Source organism: Syntrophotalea carbinolica DSM 2380, assembly GCF_000012885.1.
In the GTDB taxonomy this organism is placed as follows: domain Bacteria; phylum Desulfobacterota; class Desulfuromonadia; order Desulfuromonadales; family Syntrophotaleaceae; genus Syntrophotalea; species Syntrophotalea carbinolica.
Window position 1 is genome coordinate 3,655,293 of record NC_007498.2, and the last position, 10,601, is coordinate 3,665,893.

13 protein-coding genes are annotated in these 10,601 nt (G+C 51.3%); all 13 read right to left on the reverse strand.

The window, feature by feature from the left end; translation table 11 throughout:
* Positions 1 to 11: 11 nt before the first annotated feature.
* Complete coding sequence (atpH, locus tag PCAR_RS16935; protein ID WP_011342927.1) at positions 12 to 551, reverse strand: ATP synthase F1 subunit delta; 540 nt, start codon at positions 549 to 551, stop codon at positions 12 to 14.
* A 2-nt stretch (positions 552 to 553) separates the two neighbouring features.
* A complete protein-coding gene (locus PCAR_RS16940; RefSeq protein ID WP_011340669.1) occupies positions 554 to 1,129 on the reverse strand; it encodes an ATP synthase F0 subunit B in 576 nt (191 codons plus the stop codon).
* Positions 1,126 to 1,551, reverse strand: a complete 426-nt coding sequence (locus PCAR_RS16945; protein WP_011340668.1) for an ATP synthase F0 subunit B' — start codon at positions 1,549 to 1,551, stop codon at positions 1,126 to 1,128. Before PCAR_RS16945 ends, PCAR_RS16940 begins: the two co-directional genes overlap by 4 nt.
* A 119-nt stretch (positions 1,552 to 1,670) precedes the next feature.
* A complete protein-coding gene (locus PCAR_RS16950; protein ID WP_011342928.1) occupies positions 1,671 to 2,078 on the reverse strand; it encodes a bactofilin family protein in 408 nt (135 codons plus the stop codon).
* 19 nt (positions 2,079 to 2,097) lie between these two features.
* Entirely contained in the window at positions 2,098 to 2,952 is an 855-nt protein-coding gene (locus PCAR_RS16955; RefSeq protein WP_011342929.1) for a ParB/RepB/Spo0J family partition protein, read from the reverse strand.
* A 2-nt stretch (positions 2,953 to 2,954) separates the two neighbouring features.
* A complete protein-coding gene (locus tag PCAR_RS16960; protein WP_011342930.1) occupies positions 2,955 to 3,719 on the reverse strand; it encodes a ParA family protein in 765 nt (254 codons plus the stop codon).
* An 89-nt stretch (positions 3,720 to 3,808) separates the two neighbouring features.
* A complete protein-coding gene (gene rsmG / locus PCAR_RS16965; RefSeq protein WP_011342931.1) occupies positions 3,809 to 4,462 on the reverse strand; it encodes a 16S rRNA (guanine(527)-N(7))-methyltransferase RsmG in 654 nt (217 codons plus the stop codon).
* 7 nt (positions 4,463 to 4,469) lie between these two features.
* The gene (gene mnmG, locus PCAR_RS16970; protein WP_011342932.1) at positions 4,470 to 6,329 is read right to left on the reverse strand and encodes a tRNA uridine-5-carboxymethylaminomethyl(34) synthesis enzyme MnmG; all 1,860 of its coding nucleotides are present in this window, start codon (positions 6,327 to 6,329) and stop codon (positions 4,470 to 4,472) included.
* Positions 6,330 to 6,394: 65 nt separating this feature from the next.
* Positions 6,395 to 7,765, reverse strand: coding sequence for a tRNA uridine-5-carboxymethylaminomethyl(34) synthesis GTPase MnmE (gene mnmE / locus PCAR_RS16975; RefSeq protein WP_041532046.1), 1,371 nt, complete (start codon positions 7,763 to 7,765; stop codon positions 6,395 to 6,397).
* A gap of 167 nt (positions 7,766 to 7,932) precedes the next feature.
* A complete protein-coding gene (gene yidC / locus PCAR_RS16980; RefSeq protein WP_011342934.1) occupies positions 7,933 to 9,561 on the reverse strand; it encodes a membrane protein insertase YidC in 1,629 nt (542 codons plus the stop codon).
* Between the two features lie 42 nt (positions 9,562 to 9,603).
* Positions 9,604 to 9,813, reverse strand: coding sequence for a membrane protein insertion efficiency factor YidD (gene yidD, locus PCAR_RS16985; RefSeq protein WP_011342935.1), 210 nt, complete (start codon positions 9,811 to 9,813; stop codon positions 9,604 to 9,606).
* Positions 9,810 to 10,178 (reverse strand): ribonuclease P protein component, encoded by a 369-nt coding sequence (rnpA, locus tag PCAR_RS19305; RefSeq protein WP_081425113.1) that lies wholly within the window; start codon positions 10,176 to 10,178, stop codon positions 9,810 to 9,812. The genes yidD and rnpA overlap by 4 nt, the downstream gene beginning before the upstream one ends.
* Positions 10,179 to 10,187: 9 nt before the next feature.
* The gene (rpmH, locus tag PCAR_RS18530) at positions 10,188 to 10,340 is read right to left on the reverse strand and encodes a 50S ribosomal protein L34 (protein WP_011342937.1); all 153 of its coding nucleotides are present in this window, start codon (positions 10,338 to 10,340) and stop codon (positions 10,188 to 10,190) included.
* Between the last annotated feature and the right edge of the window lie 261 nt (positions 10,341 to 10,601).

A 10,601-nucleotide genomic window follows, 5' to 3' on the forward strand; every position in this document is an offset into this window, starting at 1 on the left:
ACTGGTCGTGTTCAGCTGTTGAGATATCCCGCCATCCGCCGCAGACCGGAGCGGATGGTGCCGTCCAGCACCTGCCCGGCGACTTCGATGCGCACGCCGCCCAACAGTTCCGGCTCGACGGCCAGTTCCAGTACCGCCTGTTTGCCATAGCGTTTTTGCAGCTGGGCGCTGATGGCCTGCTGCACCTCGGCATCCAGCGGCGCGGCGCTGCACACCCGGGCCCGCACCAGCCCCAGTTGCACATCGGCCAGTTCGCGGTAGTCGGCCACCAGGGCGTCGAAATATTCCAGGCGCTGGCGCTGTTGCAGCAATCCCAGCAGGTTGCGCAGGGTGGTGCTAAGCTGCAGGTAGTTGCCGATGCCTTCCAGCAGGCCTGCGATTTTGTCGGCGGCCAGGGTCGGACTGGCCAGCAGTTTGTACAGCCGCGGCTCGCAGGCGAACGCCTGCTGGATCTGCTCCAGCTGCGTATAGGTGCTCTCCAGCTGCCCGTCGGGGGCCGCCAGATTGACCAGAGATTTGGCGTATCTTCTTGATATCGCTGTACTTTTCACATTCACTCCCCTGTCTTGCGGAGATATTCGTCGACCAGCCGCGCCTGGTCCTGCGGCGCGATCTGCTGTTTAAGGCGTTGTTCGGCCAACTCCATGGCCAGCCGCACGGCTTCCTGATGCAGTTGCTTGCGGGCCGCTTCGATTTCCCGCGCGGCGCTGCGCGTCGCTTCGCTGCGGATGTCGTCGGCCATCTTGCGCGCCTGTTCTTCGATGCGCTGGCACTGCAGGGCGCTTTCGGCTTTCAGATCGGCCGTCAACTGGGCGATCTGGGCGTCGGCGTCGGCCAGCTGCTGCCGGCAGGCTGCAAAACGCCGCTCGGCGCTGGCCTGCATCTGGCGGGCCTGTTCGAGGGCCTCGGCGACCCGCTGCCGACGGGCGGAAAGAGCCCGTTTCAAGGGACCGCGCAGCAAAAAGTACAGGGCCCCGAAGGTGATGCCGAAATCGAGCAGCCGGTAAAGAAAATCCTTGAGCTGGCCGTCGGCGTGCCCGCCGGCCTCGCTGGCCAGGGCGCTGCCCGCCATCAGCAGGGTGGTGGCGCACAGGCACAGGATCCGCATACGGCGTGAATGTCGGCTCATAACGGCCTCCCCAACAGACGCGCGGCCACTTCGTCGCCGAGCTGCACGGCCAGGGTCTGCAACCGGCCGGCCTCGGCCTCGACCTGGGCGGCGACATCGCGCCGCACCTGGGCCAGCGTCTGCGCGGCCTGATCATGGGCCTGCCCGAGCAGTTGCGCCTCTTGCTTCTGGGCCTGCTCCAGCGCGGCGCTGCGGGCCTGCTGGGCCTGCTGCCGCGCCTGCGAAAGCTGCTCATCAAAGGCTTGTTGCTGCTGCGCGATCTGCGCCTCCAACTCTTGGCTGCGCTGCTCTGCGTTGTCCTGGCGGGTTTGGCGTTGATCCAGAATGGCCTGCAGCGGCCGATACAGCAACTTCTGCAGGATGACGATCAGCAGCACAAAATTGCCCGCCTGTACCAGGAGCGTCCAATCGATCTTGTCCAACTATTTTTCCTCCATAATAAACCGAGGCTGTTTAACTTTTTTGTAACTGGACGAAACAAGGGTGGTGACAACCTAAAATACCGATATTTTACTTATCACCACCCATTCTTGATTTGTATTTATTCGGTAGCGCCGGCCGTACCGGCGAAATCAGCTTGCCCTGTCGGCATGGTAATGGAGCTATTTAAAACAACCCCTTCTTCAACAACCAATACCGGAGTCTGGATGGTTCCCTCGACAACAGCAGGAGCACGCAGTTCAACTTTATTACGAGCCTCGATAGTACCCTTAAATGAGCCTGACAGAATAAGAGTGCCGACCTTGATATCAGCCTGTATTTGAGCGGAATGGCCCGCAATCAAGGTGTCGGTTGAAGTGACGCTGCCCTGAAAGTGCCCATCCATACGCACAATATCATCAAACACCAGCGTACCTTCAAATTTGCTGCCCTCGCCGAGAAAAGCCCTGATTTCTCCTGATTGAATGGATGTATCTTTGGGTGAAGACTTTTTTTCTTTGCGTCCCATCAGAGATTCCTTCCTTTACTCAACATGATATTCCAAGACGTTCCAGAAGGCGGTCAAGATCGTCAGCAGAGAAATAACTAATTTCGATTTTGCCCCCCTTTTTCTTTGACACAATTTTAACTTTGGTTCCCAGGCTTTGTTTAAGGTTATCTTCCAAGGCCTGCATATTGGGATCTGTTTTTTTAGGTGGGGGGGGAGGAGACATGGCCAATTTTTTAGTGCGCTTGACCAGTGCTTCGGTTTCCCGTACCGATAATCGTTTGGCTAGAACCTGATCTCGCACTTTTAACAGCTGCAGAGGGACCGATTCCAGCGAAAGCAGCGCTCGAGCGTGGCCCATCGTCAGGGAACCGGCGGAGAGATCCTCTCTCACACGATCCGGCAGACGCAGCAAACGCAAAGAGTTGGTAACCGTCGAGCGGTCTTTACCAACCCGCCCTGCGACGTCCTCCTGAGTCAGGCTGAAAGCCTGAATAAGACTTTGGTAGGCGGCGGCTTCTTCGATAGGATTGAGGTTTTCGCGCTGGATGTTCTCTATGAGAGCCATCTCGATTGCCGCATCCTCCGTCGCTTCCTGGATAAGTACCGGCACCTTTTTTAAACCTGCCCGCTGAGCAGCCCGCCAACGGCGCTCGCCGGCAATAATCTGATAGTGATCAGACAGGCGCCGGACCACCAGTGGCTGGATGATTCCCCGGACCTTTATGGAGGCTTCAAGTTCTGCCAGCTTTTGATCGTCGAAAACCTTGCGCGGCTGATTTTTCAGCGGCTGCAATTCTTCAATGGGACAGAAAAAGAAACGATGCGATTCTTCTTTAATGGAAGGATCCAGCAGCGCGCCGATCCCTTTACCGAGTGCGGGTCTTTTCGCCATATCTATTCGCCTGTATGGATAAGTTCCCTGGCCAGGGCCAGATATGCTTCCGCTCCCCTGGAGGAAATATCGTATTGTAGAACGGGGAGACCGTGACTGGGAGCTTCGGATAAACGAACGTTACGTGGGATTACCGTTTTAAATACGCGTTCAGAAAAATGGCGGCGGATTTCGTCGCTGACCTGGTGAGAAAGATTATTCCTGCCGTCAAACATGGTTAAAAGGATGCCGCACAGGGATAGAGCCGGATTAAGCTGTCTCTGGATCAAGTCGATAGTACGGGTCAACTGACTCAACCCCTCCATCGCATAATATTCACATTGCAGAGGCACCAACACAGAATCAGCGGCGGTAAGCGCATTGATGGTCAATAGACCAAGGGAAGGGGGGCAGTCGATCAGAATGTAATCGAAATCATTACGAATCTGATTCAACGCTTTTTTCAAGCGGGTTTCCCGATCCTCCTCGCCTATTAATTCGATTTCCGCTCCGATAAGATCGGTAGTTGAAGGGAGTACCTTGAGAAACTCAATACCCGTCGTTGTTACGACTTGACTTGTTTCAACCTGTCCAAGCAGCGCCTGATATGTCGTGTATTGAATATTTTCATCGGCGATCCCCACGCCACTACTGGCATTTGATTGGGGGTCGAGGTCGACCAGAAGGGTTCTTTTTTCCGCAACGGCGAGAGAAGCGGAGAGATTGATGGACGTGGTCGTCTTCCCCACGCCTCCCTTTTGATTAGCTATGGCAATAATTTGACCCATATGTGGATCTCCTTTTCCCAGTATCCGGGGCAAAATCCTACCATAGATACCCTGTTCTTTAAAGTGAAAAGGCCTGCTTTCGCGGAGAGCTATCGCCCCGGTTTTCGTTTCAACACTACAAGTGTTCGTTCAGAACCGGACAGGGGCAGGGACAAGTGTTGCAGTGGTTCGGCAACGAACCCCGCTTTCCTTATCTGTTGGGCGCATTCCGCTAATTCCGCCTCTCCATCCGGTCCTTTCATGGCTATCAAGCGACCTTTGTCATTTAACAAGGGTTCCGCCATAGATAAAAGATCTGACAGGTGGGTCAAGGCACGAGCGGTCACAACATCAAAGGAAGTCTCGGATTCTCCCTGGCTCAAACTCTGAATGCGACATGCCCTGGCTTCAAATCCCTGCAATTTAAGCTGCCTGGCAACATGCTGTTGAAACACGATTTTCTTATGCACACTATCCACAGATAATACACACATTTGCGGTCGTGCAATCTTTATCGGTATGGACGGCAAACCTGCCCCCGAACCCATATCCAGAAGTCGTTCATCCCCTCGGAGCAAAGGTACTACGGTCAGGGAATCAAGCAGGTGCTTTTCCAAAGCCTCTTCTTTATTTTCTATCGCCGTAAGATTAATACGACGGTTCCAGCGCAGCATTTCATCCAAATACCACAGCAACCGGTCGCAGACCGGCTTTTCCAGAGACAAACCAATACGCGTTAATAGCTCCTGTAATCTATTCTGCATGAGATATTTAATTCCTGCGTAAAAGCACCGACAATATAGCCACCGCCGCCGGGGTTACCCCGGGAATACGTGCGGCCTGACCTAAATTTTGAGGTCGTACCTTTTGTAATTTTTCCCTCACTTCGATAGACAAACCCTCTATAGGGGAATAATCCATATCTGACGGTATGGCTATCTGTTCGGAACGTCTGAATCGCTCAACCATTTCATACTGCCTTGCTATATAGCCTTCGTATTTTATCTCTATCTGCAGCTGTTCGCGAACATTTTCCGGAATATCCGCCAAACGGTCATCACAAAAGACGAGATCTTCAATATTTATATCCGGGCGACGCAGAATCTGGACAAGCGAAAGACCGTTTTTTAAATCTTCCAGCCCGAGCCTGCCGATGGCCTCCTTATCGGACGAAGACAGGCGCCTTTTTTCCAGAAAATCCCGTCCTTCGACGATTTTATCCATCTTGCGGGTAAAACGTTGCCATCTTTCGTCACTTACCAACCCCACTTGATGCCCAAGGGGGGTCAACCGCTGATCGGCATTATCTTCTCGCAGCAGCAGTCGATATTCCGCCCTGGAGGTAAACATGCGATAAGGTTCCGACGTCCCGCATGTGACCAGATCATCGATCATCACCCCAATATAGGCCTGATCCCTACCCAAGACAACAGGCGGACAGTCGCGCAGGGCATGCACAGCATTGATTCCGGCCATCAACCCCTGCGCAGCCGCTTCTTCATACCCCGACGTGCCGTTAATCTGTCCGGCCAAAAATAAATTTCTAATTTTTTTGGTTTCCAGACTTGGCTTCAGTTGTATCGGGTCGACAAAATCATACTCGATGGCATACCCGGGACGCATAATTTCCACATGTTCCAATCCGGGAATAGTGCGTAAAAAGGCCAACTGCACATCCGGGGGCAACGAAGTCGATACGCCATTCGGATAAACCTCCCTGGTACCAAGTCCCTCCGGCTCCAAAAAAACATGATGACTATCCTTATCCGGAAATCGCATGATTTTATCTTCAATCGAAGGACAATACCTTGGGCCGACCCCCTCAATAACCCCTTGATACAAAGGAGACCGGTCAAGCCCCTGCCGAATAATGTCGTGCGTGTGCGCATTTGTGGCTGTGATAAAACACGGCACCTGTGGACTGGTTATTTTCTCGGTATCTGCAGAAAAAGGTTTAGGGGGAACATCTCCATGCTGCGGCACTAATCGGTCATAATCTATGGTATTTCCATCCAGTCGTGCAGGCGTACCGGTTTTTAGCCTCCCCACCCGCAATCCGAGTTCGGCCAGATGGTCCGATAAACCCAGCGACGGAGGTTCACCAGCCCTCCCTCCAGGAAAATGCTGAAGTCCAACGTGAATCAACCCGCGCATAAACGTGCCCGTGGTCAACACCACGGTTTGCCCGAAAAAACGCAAACCATCGGTTGTTTCCACTCCGCTGACTTTATCTCCCTGTAAGATCAAGCGGCTCACCGAGCCTTGCTTCAAATCCAATGCGGGCTGATTTTCGACAACCTGCTTCATATGGAATTGATATGCGCGTCGATCCGCCTGTGCCCTTGTAGCTCTGACGGCAGGACCCTTTTTTGTATTGAGCGTCCTAAACTGAATACCAGTGGCATCAATCACCCTGGCCATCTCCCCGCCCAATGCGTCAATCTCTCGCACCAGGTGCCCCTTGGCCAAACCGCCAATAGCAGGATTACAAGACATCTGAGCCACGGCATCCAAGTGTAGATTAAGCAACAGAGTATTACAGCCCATTCGCGCACTCGCCAGAGCCGCCTCGCAACCGGCATGCCCTGCACCCACCACTATAACTTCGTAGTCTTTTCCATATTCGGCCATAATATCTCTACTACCCTAACTCTTTTTTTATAAAGTTTTTGTGCATATGTTTCACGTGAAACATACTATTTTCCAATGCAGAATCGCGTAAAGATCCGCTCTAAAATATCATCGGGGGTTGTCTCCCCGGTAATTTCGCCAACAGCATCCAATGCATCACGGAGTTCAACAGCCCCAAACTCCGGCGACATTCCCTGAACGAGGGTTTCCCTGAAACGACCAAGGGATTGTCTCGCCTTCACCAAGGCTTGCCGATGCCGCCGCTGAGTCAAAACAACAGTTTCCCTGTTCTCAGCGACATGAGCATTATGGACAAAGCGTTCTTGTATCGCTGACACCAATCCGTCAAGCCCGTTTTTTTCCAAGACGGATGTCCTTACATAGGGTAGCCCATCCAAAGCACTGGAAATGGGAAGGGTAGCTAAATCACACTTATTTATAACCACCAATACTTCCCGGTTACGACAAAACTCCAGGGCAAGAAGATCATCCTCACCCATCTCCTGGCTACCATCAATAACCAGCAGCACAAGATCGGCAGATTCAACTTTGGACCGCGCTCGACGAACACCTTCTTCCTCCACGGGATCCAGAGTATTGCGGATACCTGCTGTATCGACAATCCGCAGGGGCAATCCGCCGAGAACGAGATCTTCCTCAATGGTATCCCGAGTCGTACCCGGAATATCGGTAACGATAGCGCGAGCCTCCCCGAGAAGACCGTTCATTAATGAACTTTTACCAACATTTGGCTTGCCAAAGATAAGAACCCGCAATCCTTCACGCAAAACACGCCCGGACTCGAAGGTATCAATAATCCTATCCATGTCGGCGATCAAGGCGCCGGCAGAAGCCCCGAGCATCTGTTGATCGTCAAGTTCAATATCCTCTTCCGGAAAATCGATTGCCGCCTCGACTTGAGCAAGCAGATCCGCAATAACCTGACCGAAAACACCTATCTGTTGAGCAAGACGTCCTTCGAGTTGACTCAAGGCTACATCGCTGGCCAGATTGGACCGGGACCGTATAAGGTCGATAACAGCTTCTGCCTGAGTCAGGTCGATGCGGCCATTGAGGAATGCGCGCAAAGTAAATTCTCCGGGGCGAGCCAATCGTGCACCGGCAGCAAGAAAGACGTCTATTATACTCCGTACCAGAAGACCGCCACCATGACAGTGAATCTCTACCACATCTTCCCGAGTATAGGAACGTGGCTTACGCATAATAACCGCCATTACTTCATCGACGATTTTTCCGGTTTCGTCCGTAAACTTCCCATAATATAAGAAATGAGAATCAAGACGTTCGCAAAAACGCCTGGGGCTGAAAAACTTAAGTAAAAGTTTTTCAGCCCCAGACCCGGAAAGACGCACGATGCCGATACCACCTTCACCGGGTGCAGTGGCCGGAGCCACAATAGTATCGTCGTTGATCATGGATAAGTCGTTCATGAATACATCCGATGCCTCAGATAAAAATGTTCAAGCATATTGTATAGATTAAGACTCTACGGAAGAAAACATTGAAATCAATTTCGGTCAAAAAAACCAGGTGCCGGACGCTCACGGGAAAGCATACAAGCACCTGGTTATCCTTGGTTATATCAACCGGCCTTGACCGGTTGCCCCCCTTCACGATTAATGAACCACTGCTGGGCTATGGTAAGAACATTGTTTACCAACCAGTAGATAACCAGGCCGGAGGGGAAATTAAGGAACATAAAGGTGAAAATAACCGGCATGAACAACATGATTTTGGCTTGCTGGGAATCCATGGTGGTAGGACTCATTTTTTGCTGAAAGAACATAGTAACCCCCATAATCAAAGGGGTAATGTAATAAGGATCCTTGGCAGCCAAATCTTGAATCCAGAAAATAAAAGGCTCATGACGAAGAGCAATGGATCCCAACAACACTTTATATAAAGCGAAGAAAACCGGGATCTGCGCGAACATGGGCAAACAACCGCCCATGGGGTTAACACGGTTTTTACGATACAATTCCATGATCTCGCGATTCATGCGCTCTTTATCTTTTTTATATTTTTCGCGCAACCGCTGCATCTCCGGTTGTAGCTTCTGCATATCGCGCATGGATTTGTAACTTTTATGCGTCAGGGGCCAAAAGAGAACTTTTATGAACACCGTGAGCAGAATAATCGCCACGCCGTAGTTTGATATTAAATTTTTATGACAAAATTTAAGAACGGAAAGCAAGGGTCGGGCGAGCATATCGAAAAAACCGAAATCTATCGCCTTGTCCAGACCATGATTAACCTGCTCCAGAACATCCAGGTCGCGGGGCCCGGCATACAGCAGATAATCGAGAGTCACCGATTGTTGCCCACCTACCGATAAGTTTCCGCTGGATACGATGTTTTTGACGGCATTGCCGACCTTTTCCAAAACAAAGGCATGTTGTTCGGACCGGAGAGGTACAGCGGCCGTCATGAAATACTTGTCTTCAAATGCGGTCCAGATACCACTGTTATCATGCCGGATGGCGCCGTCCTCAAGTTCCTTGACCTTATAGGTATTCAGCTCATCGTCCGCGTAAATTGCCGGCCCGACGAAGGAATACCGGGAACCCTCACGATCTTCCGACCAGGGCTGAACCATCAAGAGTTCCAGACTACCCTGAATAGGTCTGTCTCCCGGATTAACTACCCGGACCTGAAGATTAAAATCGTATCCTTTACCGTTAAGTGAAAAGACCTTCTCCACAACCACGCCATTGCTCAGAACGGCCGTAAAGCGAAGATCTTTTTTATCATCGGAACCGAGAGTTAATCCTTCGGCAGGGACATCTGTCGCATAGACCGTGTTCTCAGCCAGGGCTATATCCCCTTGACCAAGAATACCGAAAGTGCTTAGTGCATTATCGGCATCGACCAGAGTAACAAGCCCTGAATCCTCCTTAAGGGTTTCACGGTAGTTTTTAAGCTCCAGTTTTTTAAGTCGCCCGCCCACATTGGTAAATACGGCCCGAAAATCCTCGGTATCCACGACAAAATCCCGCGGAGCGATATCCGATGACGCGGCAGCGGCCATAACATGATCTACGGAGGGAACGACCCTTTCCCCGACAACCTCGGGAGTAACGGCAGGAAATGATTCGGCAACGGCCGGCTCGTCATTGACAGGAGCCGGAGCGGGCTTGACAAAAAAAGTGGTATAGCCCGTCCAAATCAACACCATGAGCAAAAGAGCTATAATAACATTTTTGTTTTCCATAAGACGAGACACTCCAATGGCCCCAAAGATATGATCCGACTACTATACAGGATCATATCCCCCGGGATGAAAGGGATGACAGCGGCAAAGACGACCGCAAGTTTTCACCACCCCCTTGATCAATCCATACTTGATAAGGGACTGGCGGGCATATTCGGAACAGGAAGGATAAAATCGGCAGGAAGGCGCCGTAAAAGGTGAAATATATCGCTGATATGCGATGATCAAGACGATCAGGAATTTCCGGATCATGGGGATTTTTCAACTATATCAGGTCGAAACAAGAACGCCAGTTCGTCACATATTTGCCAATAATCGAGGTTTGCCGCCCCTGGCTTGGCAACGATCGAAACATCCTGTCCACAGCCGATAAATGACTGATGAAGACGAAAAAACTCCCGCAACAGTCTCTTGACACGATTACGTGTGACAGCCCTGCCAACTTTGCGACTAACAGTCAGTCCCAACCTGGCAGGGCCGCTATTTTCACGCAACTGAGTGTATATGATGAAATTCCGGGTATGCCGCCGCCTCCCATTTCTACGCAGTCGACGGTACTCATCCGAGCAGCGGATTTTACTGCACCGGGACAGGCTGAAGCCCAGAGTTTTCATCATCTAAAAAAATTACTTAACGGGAATCGTTACCACTAAGCGCTTACGCCCGCGGGCACGGCGACGACGAATGACCGCTTGACCGTTTTTGGTCTGCATACGGGAACGGAAGCCATGGGTTCTTTTGCGACGAATACGACTCGGTTGATAGGTCCGTTTAGACATGTTCGGAAACTCCTGAATCTATGATGGTTAAAGCCTTTGTTTTTTCAACATTTAAGCGAATCGCATTATTAACCACGTTGACGGCTTTTTGTCAAGCAATAAAACAAAATCCAGATTATACCCACAGGGTGCTCACAGTTAAAAAACCCCTTGCCAAGCCCCCCATCCCTCTGTTAGCTTAACAGCAGGATTTTGCGCGGTCAAAAAACGCCAAAACCTTCTAAAAACGAGGGTAAAAAGGACATATCCACAGCTGTTTAT

Bases quoted from the DNA above. Each gene is read 5' to 3' on its own strand.
- PCAR_RS16950 (WP_011342928.1), bottom strand. From the start codon at position 2,078: ATGGGACGCAAAGAAAAAAAGTCTTCACCCAAAGATACATCCATTCAA.
- PCAR_RS16960 (WP_011342930.1), bottom strand. From the start codon at position 3,719: ATGGGTCAAATTATTGCCATAGCTAATCAAAAGGGAGGCGTGGGGAAG.
- yidD (WP_011342935.1), bottom strand. From the start codon at position 9,813: ATGATCCGGAAATTCCTGATCGTCTTGATCATCGCATATCAGCGATAT.
- yidC (WP_011342934.1), bottom strand. From the start codon at position 9,561: ATGGAAAACAAAAATGTTATTATAGCTCTTTTGCTCATGGTGTTGATT.
- PCAR_RS16940 (WP_011340669.1), bottom strand. From the start codon at position 1,129: ATGAGCCGACATTCACGCCGTATGCGGATCCTGTGCCTGTGCGCCACC.
- mnmG (WP_011342932.1), bottom strand. From the start codon at position 6,329: ATGGCCGAATATGGAAAAGACTACGAAGTTATAGTGGTGGGTGCAGGG.
- PCAR_RS16955 (WP_011342929.1), bottom strand. From the start codon at position 2,952: ATGGCGAAAAGACCCGCACTCGGTAAAGGGATCGGCGCGCTGCTGGAT.
- rsmG (WP_011342931.1), bottom strand. From the start codon at position 4,462: ATGCAGAATAGATTACAGGAGCTATTAACGCGTATTGGTTTGTCTCTG.
- mnmE (WP_041532046.1), bottom strand. From the start codon at position 7,765: ATGATCAACGACGATACTATTGTGGCTCCGGCCACTGCACCCGGTGAA.
- rpmH (WP_011342937.1), bottom strand. From the start codon at position 10,340: ATGTCTAAACGGACCTATCAACCGAGTCGTATTCGTCGCAAAAGAACC.
- rnpA (WP_081425113.1), bottom strand. From the start codon at position 10,178: ATGATGAAAACTCTGGGCTTCAGCCTGTCCCGGTGCAGTAAAATCCGC.